Source organism: Pseudarthrobacter sp. NIBRBAC000502771, from assembly GCF_006517215.1.
GTDB lineage: Bacteria > Actinomycetota > Actinomycetes > Actinomycetales > Micrococcaceae > Arthrobacter > Arthrobacter niigatensis.
Map to the genome: position 1 here is coordinate 3,782,268 of NZ_CP041187.1, position 14,701 is coordinate 3,796,968.

General features: G+C 66.2%; 13 protein-coding genes. All 13 read right to left on the reverse strand.

Annotation, left to right across the window (positions count from 1 at the left end):
• Nucleotides 1-12: 12 nt before the first annotated feature.
• Entirely contained in the window at nucleotides 13-3,570 is a 3,558-nt protein-coding gene (dnaE, locus tag NIBR502771_RS17625; protein WP_141160839.1) for a DNA polymerase III subunit alpha, read from the reverse strand.
• Nucleotides 3,571-3,619: 49 nt separating this feature from the next.
• Nucleotides 3,620-4,546, reverse strand: coding sequence for an RluA family pseudouridine synthase (locus NIBR502771_RS17630; protein WP_141160840.1), 927 nt, complete (start codon nucleotides 4,544-4,546; stop codon nucleotides 3,620-3,622).
• The gene (gene lspA, locus NIBR502771_RS17635) at nucleotides 4,539-5,111 is read right to left on the reverse strand and encodes a signal peptidase II (RefSeq protein ID WP_141160841.1); all 573 of its coding nucleotides are present in this window, start codon (nucleotides 5,109-5,111) and stop codon (nucleotides 4,539-4,541) included. Before lspA ends, NIBR502771_RS17630 begins: the two co-directional genes overlap by 8 nt.
• Before the next feature lie 94 nt (nucleotides 5,112-5,205).
• Nucleotides 5,206-5,892, reverse strand: a complete 687-nt coding sequence (locus NIBR502771_RS17640) for a DivIVA domain-containing protein (protein ID WP_141160842.1) — start codon at nucleotides 5,890-5,892, stop codon at nucleotides 5,206-5,208.
• Nucleotides 5,893-6,066: 174 nt separating this feature from the next.
• Entirely contained in the window at nucleotides 6,067-6,354 is a 288-nt protein-coding gene (locus tag NIBR502771_RS17645; protein ID WP_141160843.1) for a YggT family protein, read from the reverse strand.
• 135 nt (nucleotides 6,355-6,489) lie between these two features.
• A complete protein-coding gene (locus tag NIBR502771_RS17650; RefSeq protein ID WP_141160844.1) occupies nucleotides 6,490-7,020 on the reverse strand; it encodes a cell division protein SepF in 531 nt (176 codons plus the stop codon).
• Nucleotides 7,021-7,110: 90 nt separating this feature from the next.
• A complete protein-coding gene (locus NIBR502771_RS17655) occupies nucleotides 7,111-7,860 on the reverse strand; it encodes a YggS family pyridoxal phosphate-dependent enzyme (RefSeq protein WP_141160845.1) in 750 nt (249 codons plus the stop codon).
• On the reverse strand, nucleotides 7,853-8,542 hold the full coding sequence (locus tag NIBR502771_RS17660) for a polyphenol oxidase family protein (protein WP_141160846.1): 690 nt from the start codon (nucleotides 8,540-8,542) through the stop codon (nucleotides 7,853-7,855). The genes NIBR502771_RS17655 and NIBR502771_RS17660 overlap by 8 nt, the downstream gene beginning before the upstream one ends.
• An 8-nt stretch (nucleotides 8,543-8,550) precedes the next feature.
• Entirely contained in the window at nucleotides 8,551-9,786 is a 1,236-nt protein-coding gene (ftsZ, locus tag NIBR502771_RS17665) for a cell division protein FtsZ (protein WP_141160847.1), read from the reverse strand.
• A gap of 184 nt (nucleotides 9,787-9,970) precedes the next feature.
• Nucleotides 9,971-10,894, reverse strand: a complete 924-nt coding sequence (locus NIBR502771_RS17670) for a cell division protein FtsQ/DivIB (protein WP_141160848.1) — start codon at nucleotides 10,892-10,894, stop codon at nucleotides 9,971-9,973.
• The gene (gene murC / locus NIBR502771_RS17675; protein ID WP_141160849.1) at nucleotides 10,887-12,263 is read right to left on the reverse strand and encodes a UDP-N-acetylmuramate--L-alanine ligase; all 1,377 of its coding nucleotides are present in this window, start codon (nucleotides 12,261-12,263) and stop codon (nucleotides 10,887-10,889) included. Before murC ends, NIBR502771_RS17670 begins: the two co-directional genes overlap by 8 nt.
• Nucleotides 12,260-13,360: an undecaprenyldiphospho-muramoylpentapeptide beta-N-acetylglucosaminyltransferase gene (gene murG, locus NIBR502771_RS17680; RefSeq protein WP_141160850.1), complete on the reverse strand. Its 1,101-nt coding sequence runs from the start codon at nucleotides 13,358-13,360 to the stop codon at nucleotides 12,260-12,262. Before murG ends, murC begins: the two co-directional genes overlap by 4 nt.
• Before the next feature lie 6 nt (nucleotides 13,361-13,366).
• Nucleotides 13,367-14,701, reverse strand: a complete 1,335-nt coding sequence (gene ftsW / locus NIBR502771_RS17685) for a putative lipid II flippase FtsW (protein WP_141160851.1) — start codon at nucleotides 14,699-14,701, stop codon at nucleotides 13,367-13,369.

A 14,701-nucleotide genomic window follows, 5' to 3' on the forward strand; every position in this document is an offset into this window, starting at 1 on the left:
GCCGCCTGTTTGTCAGGCGTCCAGGCAGGCCGGGCCCAGCAGGACCTTGAGGTCACCGAACAGCGACGGGCTGGGGTTCACCCGAAGGTGGACGGGGAGGCCCATGATCTCGGTCCGGGTGTCACCTTGCAGGTGCAGCCGGACCTCCGAGTTGCCCCGATGGGTGCGCAGCACGTCCCCAAGCTCCGTGACCACGGCCTCGGTGGCCTTGTGCGTGGGCATGGTGATCACCAGGGGCCCGTGCAGCCCTTCGCTGAGGTCCGGAACGGAAAGCTCCATGCAGTTCAGGGTGATGGCGCCGTCGTCGCGCTTCTGGAGCCTGCCTTTGACCACCACGATCAGGTCCTCGGCAAGCACGGAGGCGATGGGTCCGTAGACCTGGCCGAAGAACATGACTTCAATCGAACCGCCCAGGTCCTCAATTTCCGCACGGGCGTAGGCGTTGCCGCTGGCTTTCGCGATGCGGCGGCTCAGGGAGGTGATCATGCCCGCGATGGTGATGATGGCCCCGTCCTGCGGGCCGTCCTCGCCCAGGATCGTGGTGATGCTCATCTCGGCGTGCTGGGCCAGGAGGCCTTCGAGCCCCTGCAGCGGGTGGTCGGAGACGTACAGGCCCAGCATGTCGCGTTCGAAGGAGAGCTTGTCCTTCTTCTCCCACTCAGGCAGGTCCGGAATCTCGATGCTGAGGGACGCCTCCGACTCGGCCTCCTCGAAGCCGGCAAAGAGGTCGAACTGGCCGATCGCCTCGTTCCGTTTCAAGGTGATGACGGAGTCGATGGCCTCTTCGTGGATCATTGCAAGCGCGCGCCGGTGGTGGCCCAGGGAGTCGAACGCCCCGGACTTGATCAGGGATTCGATGGTCCTCTTGTTGCAGACCACCGCCGGCACCTTCATCAGGTAGTCCTTGAAGGACGTGTAGGCGCCTTCGCTCTCGCGTGCCGTGACCATGGCCTCGACGGCATTGGCACCGACGTTGCGGATGGCGCCCATGCCGAAGCGGATGTCATTGCCCACAGGGGTGAAGTTCAGGGCGGACTCGTTGACATCCGGGGGAAGCACCGTGATGCCCATGCGGCGGCACTCGTTCAGGTAGATGGCGGACTTGTCCTTGTCGTCACCGACCGACGTCAGCAGCGCTGCCATGTACTCGGGTGCGTAGTGCGCCTTCAAATACGCGGTCCAGTAGGAGATGACTCCATACGCTGCCGAGTGTGCCTTGTTGAAGGCGTAGTCGGAGAAGGGCAGGAGGATGTCCCAGAGGGTCTTGACCGCTTCCATGGAGTAGCCGTTGTCCTGCATGCCCTGCGAGAAGCCGGCAAACTGCTTGTCCAGCTCCGACTTCTTCTTCTTGCCCATGGCGCGCCGGAGGATATCTGCCTGGCCCAGCGAGTAGCCGGCCAGCTTCTGGGCTACGGCCATCACCTGCTCCTGGTACACGATCAGGCCGTACGTTCCGCCCAGGATCTCCTTGAGCGGTTCCTCCAGCTCCGGGTGGATGGGAATGACTTCCTGGATCCCGTTCTTGCGCAGCGCATAGTCGGTGTGCGCGTTGGCGCCCATGGGGCCCGGCCGGTAGAGCGCCAGCACGGCGGAGATGTCTTCGAAGTTGTCAGGCTTCATGAGCTTGAGCAGGGACCGCATGGGTCCGCCGTCGAGTTGGAACACCCCCAGGGTGTCGCCGCGGGCCAGGAGCTCGTAGGACGGTGCGTCGTCGAGCTCCAGGTTTTCCAGGTCCAGGTCGATGCCGCGGTTCATCTTGATGTTCTCGAGGGCGTCGGAAATGATCGTCAGGTTCCGCAGGCCCAGGAAGTCCATCTTGATCAGGCCCAGGCCCTCGGACGTGGGGTAATCGAACTGGGTGATCACCTGGCCGTCCTGGAAGCGGCGCATGATGGGGATGACATCGATGATGGGGTCCGAGGACATGATCACGCCGGCGGCGTGCACGCCCCACTGCCGCTTCAGGCCCTCGATGCCGAGGGCCGTCTCGAAGACCTTGGCAGCCTCGGGGTCGGTGGCGATCAGCTGCCGGAAGTCGCCGGCCTCGCTGTAGCGCTTGGCGTCCGGGTTCTGGATGTCCGCGAGGGGGATGTCCTTGGCCATGACTGCGGGAGGCAGCGCCTTGGTCAGCGTCTCGCCCATGCTGAACGGGTAGCCCAGGACGCGAGAGGAGTCCTTGAGGGCCTGCTTGGTCTTGATGGTGCCGTAGGTGACGATCATCGCCACGCGTTCGTCACCGTATTTGCGGGTGACGTAGTCGATGACTTCCGAGCGTCGCCGGTCATCGAAGTCGACGTCGAAGTCGGGCATGGAGACGCGGTCCGGGTTGAGGAAGCGTTCGAAGATCAGGCCGTGGCGCAGGGGGTCGAGGTCGGTGATGCGCATGGCGTAGGCCACCATGGAGCCTGCACCCGAGCCACGGCCGGGGCCAACGCGGATGCCGTTGTTCTTGGCCCAGTTGATGAAGTCGGCGACCACCAGGAAGTAGCCGGGGAACCCCATGGACGTGATGACGCCGAGCTCGTAATCAGCCTGCTTGCGGACCTCGTCCGGGATACCGCCCGGGTAGCGGTACTGCAGGCCCTTGTCCACTTCCTCGACCAGCCAGGAGGTTTCGTCCTCGCCGGGCGGGCAGGGGAACCGGGGCATGAAGTTGGCATCCGTGTTGAAGGACACCTCGCAGCGTTCGGCGATCAGCAGGGTGTTGTCGCAGGCGTCGGGGTGGTCGCGGAAGAGCTCGCGCATTTCCTGCGGGGACTTGAGGTAGTAGCCGCTGCCGGAGAACGCGAACCTCGAGCCGCCGTTGTCATAGGTGGGTTCCAGCAAAGTGGAGCCGGACTGGATGGCCAGCAGGGCCTCGTGCGCCTTGGCGTCGTGCTCGTGGGTGTAGTGCAGGTCGTTGGTGGCCACCAGGGGCAGGTTCAGGTCCTTGGCGAGCCGCAGCAGGTCGCCGGTGACCCGCCGTTCGATGTCCAGCCCGTGGTCCATCAGTTCGCAGAAGTAGTTCTCAGCGCCGAAGATGTCGCGGAACTCGGCCGCGGCCTCCAGTGCTTCGCGGTACTGGCCGAGACGGAGCCGGGTCTGAACCTCGCCGGAAGGGCAGCCCGTGGTGGCGATGAGCCCCTCTGAATACGTGTTGAGCAGCTCCCGGTCCAGCCTGGGCCACTTGCCGAAGACCGAGTCGAGGGAGGCGATGGACGAGGCCCGGAAGAGGTTCCGCATGCCCACGTTGTTGTAGCTCAGGAGCGTCATGTGCGTGTAGGAACCGCCGCCGGAGACGTCGTCCTTGCGCTGGGACTCATCGCCCCAGCGCACGCGTTCCTTGTCCGTCCGGGCAGTCCCGGGCGTTACATACGCTTCGACGCCGATGATCGGCTTGATGCCCTTGTCCGTGGCCTTGCGCCAGAAATCGAACGCGCCGAACAGGTAGCCGTGGTCGGTGGTGGCGAGGGCCGGCATTCCCAGGCGCTCGGTTTCATCGAACAGCTCCCCCAGGCGGGCAGCTCCATCCAGCATGGAATATTCGGTGTGGGTGTGCAGGTGGACAAACGAATCATTGCTGGAACTCACCGCACTATTCTAAGCGCTGCCCCCGGGCGGTCCGGCCAGGCCGGCCGTGTCAGGCCTGGCCGGACTCCAGCACTTCCAATGCGTAGGCCAGGTCCTGCGGGTACTCGCTGCTGACCGTAACCCGCTCCCCCGTCACAGGGTGGTCGAAGGCAAGTTGACGGGCGTGCAGCCACTGCCGGGTCAATCCCAGGGTGGCGGCCAGGCGGGGATCGGCGCCGTAGGTCAGGTCACCGGCGCAGGGGTGCCGGAGCGCGGAGAAATGGACACGGATCTGGTGCGTGCGGCCCGTTTCGAGGTGGACCTCCACCAGGCTGGCCTTGCCGAACGCCTCCAGGACTTCGTAATGGGTCACGGAGGGGCGCCCGTCCTCGATGACGGCGAAACGCCAGTCGTGCCCGGGGTGGCGGCCGATCGGGGCGTCGATGGTTCCGGTCAAGGGATCAGGCAGGCCCTGCACCACGGCGTGGTAAACCTTGTCCACGGTGCGCTCCTTGAAGGCGCGCTTGAGGGCTGTGTAGGCGCGCTCGGATTTGGCCACCACCATCACCCCGGAGGTGCCGACGTCGAGCCGGTGGACGATTCCGGCACGCTCCGGGGCACCCGAGGTGGAGATGCGGTACCCGGCGGCGGCAAGGCCGCCCACCACAGTCGGCCCCACCCAGCCCGGTGAGGGATGGGCCGCCACGCCCACGGGTTTGTCGACGACGACGAAATCGTCGTCATCGAGCAGGATATTCAGGCCTTCCACGGCTTCCTCCACGACTTCAAGCGGGTCCCGCCGTTCCGGGACGGTGACCTCCAGGGTGTCCCCGGTGACGAGTTTTGCCGACTTGCCCAGGGCCTTGCCCCGGTTGAGCACGTGGCCGTCGGCAAGCAGGGAGGCGGCGACGGACCGCGAGACGCCCAGGATCCCGGCCAGGCCGGCATCAGCACGTGCCCCGCCGTACTCTTCGGGGATAACCACGTGGTCAGTCATGGCCGGCCGTGTCCTTGTGTGCGCTCCCCAGCCGCGTTCCGTCCAGGGCGATCCCGCGGATGGTCAGGATGCAGATGATGGCGACGGCGGACACGACGGCGGAGTCGGCAATGTTGAAGATCGCGAAATTGGGGAGCTGGATGAAGTCCACCACGTGTCCCATGCCGAAGGACGGTTCACGGAAGAGCCGGTCGGTAAGGTTCCCCAGCGCCCCGCCCAGCAGCAGGCCCAGGGCCAGGGACCACCAGGCGGAGCCCAGCCGGCGGACCTGGAACAGGATGGCGATGGCGACACCGGCCATGATGATCGAAAACACCCAGGTGACGTTCTCGCCGATGGAGAAGGCAGCCCCGGAGTTCCGGATGAAGTACCAGTGCAGCAGTGGGGGCAGGACCGGGATCCGCTCCCCTTCCACCATGGTGGAAGTGACCCAGAGTTTGGTCAGCTGGTCCAGGACGTAGGCGAAGACCGCGAACCCCGCGAAGAGGGACAGCAGCACCGCCCGGCGGGGGCGCGGCGAAGGTGGGACAGGGCGTGCCGCATCGGCGGCAAGTTCGTCAGTCATGGTGCTTTCAATTCGTGGAACTTGGGTGTGAATGCCAAAAGCCGGTGGCCGAGGAATCCTCAGCCACCGGCTTTCAGAATACGTGCTGCCAGCCTTAGTTGGCTTCGCTGACTTCCGGGGTCGCGACGGAGCCGCGGGCATCCAGGTCGCGGAGCTGGCCTTCGATGTAGGCCTTGAGGCGTGAACGGTAATCGCGTTCGAAGCCGCGGAGCTGCTCCACCTTGCGTTCCAGGACGGAGCGCTGCTGTTCCAGGGCACCGAGGATCTTGCGGGACTTTTCCTGCGCGTCGTTGACGAGGCTGCTGGCTTCGATCTGCGCTTCGGCGATGATCTTGTCCTTCTGGGCCTGGCCGTCGGCGACGTGGCGGTCATGCATCTGCTGTGCCATGGCCAGCAGGCCGGCGGCGGATTCAGCAGAAGGCGTGGCAACAGCGGCGGGCGCGGCCGGTGCAGCTGCAGCCGGGGCGGCCGGCTGGACGTCCTTCTTCTTGCTGGCTTCGGATGCCTTGGCCTCTGCCTCTGCCTTCTCGCGGGCTTCGTCCTTGTCGGACTTGGCCGGCGCGGGGACCTTCTCCACCACGGGAGCGGCGGCAGAGCTTGCCGGAACGCTGGAACCTGCTTCGGCGAGCTTCTTGCGGAGCTCGTCGTTTTCCTGGTTCAGGCGGCGGAGTTCGACGACGATTTCGTCCAGGAAGTCGTCAACTTCGTCCTGGTCATAGCCCTCACGGAACTTGGTGGGCTGAAAGCGCTTGTTGACAACGTCTTCTGGCGTCAAAGCCATCTGGTCACCTCACTGGTCTGGTTAGTCAGTAGGCCTTCCGGCCGTCAAAACTAAGGTACCTAAATTTGGTCTGCTTACTCTAATTCAACACTGCGGTGTCAAACGGGAGTTTCTTCGCTTTACAGTAGCCGTTCCGGGAGGGAACAGGCTGCATTGCTGGGCCTGGCGGAAAAATCAGGCCAGTCCCCTGGTGACGTTCATGGCGATACTGACGCCGATGAACAGGATCAGGAAGCCCAGGTCCAGGGAGACTCCGCCAAGCCGGAGCGGCGGGATCAGCCGCCGCAGGCCCTTCAGTGGAGGGTCCGTGATGGAGTAGACGGCGTGCGCTGCCACCAGCGCAGCGCCCCGGGGCCGCCATTCCCTTGCGAACATCTGTACCCAGTCGAACACCAGGCGGATGATGAGGGCCACGAAGAACAGCAGCAGGGCGAGATAGAGAAGTCCGAAAACAATTCCCATGACTTATTTCATATCTCCATATTCATGCGGCCCGGCCCTGGCGGCGGACGCTGTCGTACTGCTGTTGTCTTGTCTATTTCAGCACAGATGCCAGACAGGTGTCCCTGCCTGGCATCTGTGAACAGCCTGTGGTGCTTAGCTTTGGTTGAAGAAGCTGGCCTGCGTGTCGCTGGCCTTCTTGTCGTCACCAATCACTTCGACGTAGGACGGTGAGAGCAGGAACACCTTGTTGGTGACCCGTTCGATGCTTCCGCGCAGGCCGAAGACGAGTCCTGCCGAGAAGTCCACCAGGCGCTTGGCGTCGGCCTCACCCATGTCCGTGACGTTCATGATCACCGGAATACCATCCCGGAAGCTCTCGCCGATGAGCTTGGCATCGTTGTAGGAGCGGGGGTGGATGGTGGTGATCTGGCGCAGGCCGGTGTTCTCTTCACGGCTTGAGGCCGCACGCTTTATGGGGGTCACAGGGGCGCGGTATTCCTCTTCAGGGGCGTAGGACGCCTCGCGGCTGACTTCGCGGACCGGCGCCGGGGCACGGCGTTCTTCGCGGTCGACTTCCATCGGTTCGTCCTCATCCTTACGTGTGGTCTGTTGCTCGGGCTCGTAATGCTCATCGCCGTCGGCGAGCCCAAGATAGATCATTGTCTTGCGCAGAGCGCCGGCCATGGTCGACTCCTAATCGTGTCCCGTAAGCGGGCCGCCCAATGATTTGACAGCACTGGAGTCCCCCGCCCATCACTTCCAATAGGACCGACGCTACCCCACGGCAGGACGGGAACCGAGAATATCGGAACCGATTCGCAGGTGTGTCGCCCCGAACTTGATGGCAGCCTCCAGGTCCTGGCTCATACCGGCTGAGATGGCAACGGCACCGGGGTGCGCCGCCACCAGCAGGGCGGAAACGGCTGCCAGTTTTTCGAACGCCGGCCCGGGCGGGGCGCCCAGCGGAGCCACTGCCATGACGCCTGCCAGCTTGAGGCCATCGGCACCGGCAATCCGCTCTGCCAGGAGTGGCACGTCGGCGGGTGCTGCCCCGCCGCGGTGCGTGCCGCCGTCGTCGTCCTCAAGGCTGACCTGGATGAAGCACTCCAGCTGGGCACGCCCACTGGAATCCATCTCGTTCCGCACGGCCTTCGCCAGGGCGTCCACCAGCTGCGGCCGGTCCACCGAATGGACGGCGGCCGCGTAGCGCGCCACGGACCTGGCCTTCTTTGTCTGCAGCTGGCCCACAAAGTGCCACGCCAGCTTTAGGTCGGCGAGCTCCAGCGCCTTGGCGGCAGCCTCCTGGTCCCGGTTCTCGCCCACATCCGTGACACCGAGGGCGGCCAGGCGCCGGATGTCAGCTGCGGGGTGGAACTTGGTGACCACGATCAGCGAGGGGAGGTTGCCACTGCGGCCCGCTTCGCCGGCCGCTGCGGCGATCCGCTTCCGCACCACGGCGAGCCTGTCGGCGAGTTCTGCGCTGCGGGGATCGTGTTCCGGCCCGTCGTCCGGCCGCTCAACCATGGCACCAGACCAATCCGGCGAAGCGGCCCGTGTTCCGGTCCCGGCGGTAGGAGTACAGCGAGTCCGTTTCCAGGGTGCAGCCGCCCGCATATTCCACCTGAACCCCCGCAGCCTCCAGCTGCGCCCGGGCACCGGCGGGCAGGTCCAGCGCCGGCGTGCCCCAGGCGGTGGTGCTCCGGGTTGCCGGAACCAGGGCTGACACCTCAGCGCGCAGGGCGTCGGGGACTTCGTAGCAGGACCCACAGATCGACGGACCCAGCCAGGCCCGGATACGGGCGGCGCCCAGGGACTTCATGCTGTCCACGGCGGCCGGCAGGACGCCGTTGGCGATCCCGGGGCGGCCGGCATGCACGGCGGCAAGGACGGGTCCGTTCCCGGACTCCCCCGCCAGCAGCACCGGAATGCAGTCCGCCACCATGACAGCCAGGGGCAAGCCGCGGGACACCATGGCGTCGGCTTCGGGCGCAGGTGACCCGGCGTCCATGATGGCCACGGTATTGCCGTGGACCTGGTTCATGAAGCGCAGCGAGCCGGGCGCCGCGGCAATGGACTCTTCCAGCCGCGACCGGCGCTCCCGGACCGCGGCGGGATCATCCCCCACGTGCAGGGCAAGGTTGCCCGCTCGCGTGTCGGTGAATGCGGCCGACACCCCGGGAAGGATGTCGGCGCGCCAATGGAACAATCCGCTGCCTACTTCAGGAAGTCGGGAACATCCAGGTCATCCGGGTGGGTTCCGGTCAGGTCCGGCTCCACCACGGAGGGCAGGTCCACGTCGAAGCCGGAGTCAGCGGGAACGGCCTGCGGACGCTGCTGCCCCCAGTTGCTCAGTCCCGCGGCGCCAACACCAGCGTGGATCGGCTGCACGTTCTGCTGGTGGTTCCCGTTGTTCGAGTGGGCCGAGGCGGGAGCAGCAGCAGGGGCAGCGGGCCGCTGGGGCGCGGCCTGCGGCTGGGACTGGTCCATGGAGGGTGAGGTGGCCTTGACGTCGTCGAAGCCTGCAGCGATCACAGTGACGCGTGCTTCATCACCCAGGGCGTCGTCAATGACGGCACCGAAGATGATGTTCGCCTCGGGGTGGGCCACTTCCTGCACCAGGCGGGCGGCCTCGTTGATTTCGAACAGGCCAAGGTCCGAACCGCCCTGGATGGACAGCAGCACGCCATGGGCGCCATCGATGGACGCTTCGAGCAGCGGTGAGGCGATGGCGAGTTCCGCGGCCTTCACGGCGCGGTCTTCGCCGCGCGCGGAGCCAATGCCCATGAGGGCCGAGCCTGCACCCTGCATGACCGACTTGACGTCAGCGAAGTCAAGGTTGATCAGGCCCGGGGTGGTGATGAGGTCGGTGATGCCCTGGACACCGGAGAGCAGGACCTGGTCGGCGGAGCGGAACGCGTCAAGGACGGACACGTTGCGGTCGCTGATGGACAGCAGGCGGTCGTTGGGGATCACGATCAGCGTGTCCACTTCGTCGCGCAGCGCATCGATGCCTGCCTCGGCCGAACCGGCGCGGCGGCGGCCTTCGAAGGTGAACGGACGGGTGACCACGCCAATGGTCAGGGCGCCCAGCGAGCGGGCGATGCGGGCTACGACGGGTGCGCCGCCGGTACCCGTGCCGCCGCCCTCGCCGGCGGTAACGAAGACCATGTCGGCGCCGCGGAGGACTTCCTCGATCTCGTCCGCGTGGTCCTCGGCGGCCTGCTTGCCCACCTCGGGGTTGGCACCGGCACCGAGGCCACGGGTCAGCTCGCGTCCGACGTCGAGCTTCACGTCGGCGTCGCTCATGAGCAGGGCCTGGGCGTCGGTGTTGATGGCGATGAATTCAACACCCCTGAGGCCGACCTCGATCATGCGGTTGACTGCGTTCACGCCACCGCCGCCGATGCCGACGACTTTGATGACGGCCAAGTAATTCTGCGGAGCTGCCACGTTACGTGTCCCTTGTTCGTGTCTTATTGCGAAAACTGATGGAGAGCTTAAAGGCTGAAACCTTAACCTTCGAGTTGAAGGTTATAGTTATGTCAAGTAACTCTTGTCTGTGACGGTATTTCCTCTGGTTCCGACATTCAATAACCGGGTCCGCGTGTCGGATTAATACCGGGAAAGAAAGCGCTCAGCGCGTCACGGGGTGCCGGGGCACACTGACATCGTAGACCCTGACCGGGTTCTTGGGGTCCACCGGAGCCTTGAGGAGGGCGGCCAGGACCTTGGCCTTAAGTTCCTTCTCCGAGGCGTTGCCCCACACGATCGTCTGGCCATCAACCAGCTTGAGCTCCACGGCATCCACGGACTGCGCCGACGCATTGGACAGCTTGGCCAGGATGTCGGCCGGAAGCGCACCTAGCACTGCCGCGGTGGCGCGGAACAGGTCCTGGCCGATCGCGCCGGCACCGCCGTCGATCACCGGAAGCGACGCCGACGCCGGATCGTCCGTGGTTGCCAGCTGGACGCCGTCGACGTCAACCAGCTGGTACTGCTCCCCCTGCTTGACCAAGGCCACCGGCACCCGCTCATGCACGGCAACGGCGAGGGTGGATGGCGGCCGCGCCTCGACTGATATGGATTTGACCTGGACCAGGGACCCGAGGAGGCCCCGCACGTCGTCGTCGCTGATCTGGGGCAGCGGCTTGCCGCGCAGGGGTTCCAGCGCCGCCTGCACTTGGGCAGGCGCCACGAAGTGCGTCCCCGTGACCGCAATGGTCTGCAGGGCCAGGACCGGTGAGTAAATGGCGGCGGCCAGCAGTCCCGCCACCAGCGCCAGCACTGTTCCAGCGGCGAGCAGGACTTTCTTCCTGCGGCGCCGCCCTTTGGGCTCGGGAAAGGCCAGGACCGTTGCGCCGGAGGGCTTTTCCACCTTCGCCTGCTTGGGCGCCGACGGCTCCGGGATGCTGCGGGATGCCGTAATAACGTCAGAACCGGAGGTGCCCTTTGGGGATGTGGCGGCCCGCGCCGCTGTTTCCGTGTTGTCCGCGGCCGGCGCGTCGGGGCGGACACTCCGCTTGGGCGGGGCGTAGGTGGGCCGGCGGGAGCTAGGCACGCAGCGCCTCCACGATCAGCGGGCCGTAGGCTGTGACGTCACCCGCGCCGACGGTGAGCACCACATCGCCGTCCGCCGCGGCTTCGGCCAGGGTCCCGACGGCGTCGGACGCCGCAGTGAGCCGCCCTCCTCCGGCGAGGTGGTCTGCGATGAGCTGGCTGGTGACGCCCGGAATGGGGTCCTCCCTGGCGGGGTAGATGTCCAGGACCAGTGCGGTATCGGCAAGGTTGAGGGCCTCCGCGAACTGCTCCGCAAACTCCCGGGTACGGGAGAACAGGTGCGGCTGGAACAGGACGTGGACCCGGTGGCCGCCCGCTACCGAACGGGCAGCGGTGAGGGCCGCCCGGACCTCCGTGGGATGGTGCGCGTAGTCATCGAAGACCCTGACGCCTCGCGCTGATCCCTTCAGTTCGAACCTGCGTGAGGCGCCGGCGAAGTGTGCCAGGCCGGCGGCGGCTGCCGCAGGCTCCACGCCAAGTTCCAGGGCCACGGCAAACGCTGCCGCGGCGTTCAGCGCGTTGTGGCGTCCGGGAACCTGCAGTGACAGCCCGTACCGGGCGCCGTGTGCCTCCACCGCAACCTGGCCGGGACCGTCGTCGTGCAGGCGTATGTCCGCAGCCGCGTTGGTGCCGTACAGCAGGACCCGCGTGTTGCTCCTCGCCCTGGTCCGCTCCGCCAGGGCCAGCGCCCCCGCGTCGTCCGCGCAGGCCACCAGGAGGCCGTCGGCCGGCAGCAGGGCAGTAAAGCGGTCGAACGACTCGTACACGGCCTCAGCCGTGCCGTAGTAGTCAAGATGGTCGGGCTCCACATTGGTCACGACGGCGATGCGGGGCCGGTAATTCAGGAAGGACCCGTCGGATTCGTCAGCCTCGGCCACGAAGATGCCGGACGTGCCGTGCGCGGCATTGACGCCCAGCGCGGGGATCGTGGCGCCCACCGCGAACGACGGGTCCAGTCCCGCCGCCTGCAGCAGGACTGTGACCATGGAGGTGGTGGTCGACTTGCCGTGGGTTCCGGCTATCGTGACCACGGTGTCATCACCCATGGTGGCCGCCAGGGCCTGGGAACGGTGCAGTACCGGCAGCCCTGACTGCCGCGCCGCCGCCAGTTCCGGATTGTCGTCCCGGATGGCCGACCCCGCCACAACAGTCTCCGCATCGCCCAGGTTGCCGGCGTCATATCCGACGGCGATGCGCGCACCGCCCGCGGCCAGGTCCGCCATTACGGGGAGGTCCTTTGCGTCGGAGCCGCTGACCGGTACGCCTCGTGCCACCATGATGCGGGCCACGGCGGACATTCCTACTCCCCCGATACCGATGAAGTGCACCCTGCCGAGGGAGGCCAGTTGGGGGGTGGTGTGGGCGTTCATGCAGATACCACTTCCAGGACAAGACCAGCCATGCGCTGGTCGGCGTTTCGGATACCGAGCCGGTAGGACTTCGCTTCCATGGCGGCGAGCCGGGCTTTGTCGGTGACGAGCGGGACCAGTTCCCGGGCGACCCATTCCGGCGTGAAGTCCCGGTCGGCCACCAGCACCGCGCCGCCTGCGGCCACCAGGCCCGCCGCGTTCAGTGCCTGTTCCCCGTTTCCAATGGGAAGTGGCACCAGGACTGCCGGGACGCCCACCGCGGCAACTTCGCATACCGTGGCAGCCCCGGACCGGGCCAGCAGGAGGTCGGCCGCGGCGTAGGCGTGTTCCATGCCGTCGATGTACTCCACCTGCCGGTAGCCCTTGGCGGCCAGGGGTTGGCCGGAGGGGTCAAGGACGGTCTTTCCGCGGCCGGTGACGTGGAGGGTCTGGATGCCGGCGTCCGCGAGGAGCCCGACGGAAGCGGCAACAGCCCGGTTGATGCTCTGTGCTCCTGACGATCCGCCCGTCACGATCAGGGTGGGCTGCTGGGGATCGAGCCCAAGGGCCCCGCGGGCCGCTGCCCTTGCCGCTTTCCGGTCCAGGCCGGAAATTTCCTTGCGCATCGGCATGCCCACGTGCACGGCGTTGCGGAGCGGTGTGCCCTCGAAAGCCACGGCAACCCGGCCGTTCAAGAAGGAGCCCACGCGGTTTGCCAGCCCGGGGCGGGCGTTGGCTTCATGGATCACGATGGGAATGCGGCGTTTCCGTGCCGCCAGGTACAAGGGGGTGCAGACATAGCCGCCGACGCCAACCAGTACGTCGGCCTGCGCCCGGTCAAGGATGGCACCGGCCTGCCCGACTGCCCCGGCGAGCCGCCCCGGCAGGCGGAGCAGGTCGGCGGAGGGCCGGCGGGGAAACGGCACGCGGTCGATCGTGGCCAACTGGACCCCGGCGGCGGGGACCAGCCGGGTTTCCATTCCCGATGGCGTTCCAACCGCCAGGATCGAGGCATCCGGGGCTTCGCTGCGCAGGGCCGCGGCGATGGCGAGGAGCGGGCTGATATGGCCGGCCGTGCCGCCACCTGCCAGGACAATGGAAGGGTGTGTCGGAGTCATAGGGGGTTAGGCACGCTTTCTGGAATTCTTGGGCTGTTTGTTGTCCCGCCCCGGCTTGGGCCTGAACTTCAGCATCCGTTTGGGCCGCATGGCAGGCGCCATTTGCTCGCGGGCCAGGGACAGGACCACGCCTACGGCACACAGTGACATCAGCAGTGCCGAGCCGCCATAGGAAATAAACGGCAGCGGAACGCCGATGACTGGCATCAGGCCGGTGACCACTGACATGTTCACTGTGGCCTGTCCCAACAGCCAGACCATAATGGTGCCGGCAAGGACGCGGTGGAACATGTCTTCCTGTGCCACCACCACACGGTAGATCGCGGCGCCAAGGATGGCGAAGAGGACCAGGACGACGACGGTTCCCACCAGGCCGAGTTCCTCGCCGATGATGGCGAAGATGAAGTCGTTGTGGGCTTCGGGGATCCAGCTGTACTTTTGCCGGCTCTGCCCCAGGCCCACCCCCAGCCAGCCGCCGGAGGCAAGGCCGTACATGCCGTTGGTTGCCTGGTAGTTCGCGTCAATGCCGTCGGCACAGGACTGCCCGGTCCACCAGGAAGTGATGCGGCACATGCGGTTGGAACTGGTGACGGCCATGACGGCAGTGCCGGCGGCCGCGATGATGCCTGCAATGCCGAAGAGGTAGAGCGGAACGCCGGCGAAGAACAGCGCGGCGGCCATGATCATCATGATGATCATGGCCGTGCCGAGGTCGTTGCCCACCAGGATCAGGACAATGACGATGGCCGCCATGGGTATGGCGGGTACCAGCACGTGCTGCCACCGGCTCAACAGCTTGCCTTTCCTCGCCAGCACCGTCGCCAGCCACAGGGCCAGGGCAAGTTTGGCCGCCTCTGAAGGCTGGAACGTGATGCCGCCAAGATCGATCCAGTTCCGGTTGCCGTTGATCTCGGTACCCACCACCTGGACCAGGCCCAGGAGCAGCACGGCTGCCCCGACGGCGGGCCATGCGAGGCGCTTCAGCCAGACGACATTGATGCGTGAGAGCACGAACATGGTGAAGATGCCGATTGCGGCGAAGACGCCCTGTTTGAGGGCGTCGCCATAGGGGGACTTCCCGGCGGCGATGGATTCAACGCTTGAGGCTGAAAGGACCATCATGATGCCAATGGCCGTCAGGGCCAGGGTGGCGCCAAGAATGAGGTAATAGGTGGACCCGTTCCGGGACTTGCCGGTGCCCTCCAGCGTAGACCAGAACCGGCGGTACAAGGTGCGCAGCTGTGCACCGGCAGCGGCGGGCTGCCGGACGGCGGTTGAGCCGGGCCGCGGTTTGCCGCCCTTCGGCGTGGCACCCTGTTGCCGGGTGGGCGTGCTGACCAT

Excerpts from the sequence above, each read along its gene's own strand:
- NIBR502771_RS17650 (WP_141160844.1), bottom strand. The coding sequence starts at position 7,020 with ATGGCCGGCGCTCTGCGCAAGACAATGATCTATCTTGGGCTCGCCGAC.
- ftsW (WP_141160851.1), bottom strand. The coding sequence starts at position 14,701 with ATGGTCAGCACGCCCACCCGGCAACAGGGTGCCACGCCGAAGGGCGGC.
- NIBR502771_RS17655 (WP_141160845.1), bottom strand. The coding sequence starts at position 7,860 with ATGGTTGAGCGGCCGGACGACGGGCCGGAACACGATCCCCGCAGCGCA.
- NIBR502771_RS17630 (WP_141160840.1), bottom strand. The coding sequence starts at position 4,546 with ATGACTGACCACGTGGTTATCCCCGAAGAGTACGGCGGGGCACGTGCT.
- NIBR502771_RS17640 (WP_141160842.1), bottom strand. The coding sequence starts at position 5,892 with ATGGCTTTGACGCCAGAAGACGTTGTCAACAAGCGCTTTCAGCCCACC.
- lspA (WP_141160841.1), bottom strand. The coding sequence starts at position 5,111 with ATGACTGACGAACTTGCCGCCGATGCGGCACGCCCTGTCCCACCTTCG.
- NIBR502771_RS17645 (WP_141160843.1), bottom strand. The coding sequence starts at position 6,354 with ATGGGAATTGTTTTCGGACTTCTCTATCTCGCCCTGCTGCTGTTCTTC.
- murC (WP_141160849.1), bottom strand. The coding sequence starts at position 12,263 with ATGAACGCCCACACCACCCCCCAACTGGCCTCCCTCGGCAGGGTGCAC.
- murG (WP_141160850.1), bottom strand. The coding sequence starts at position 13,360 with ATGACTCCGACACACCCTTCCATTGTCCTGGCAGGTGGCGGCACGGCC.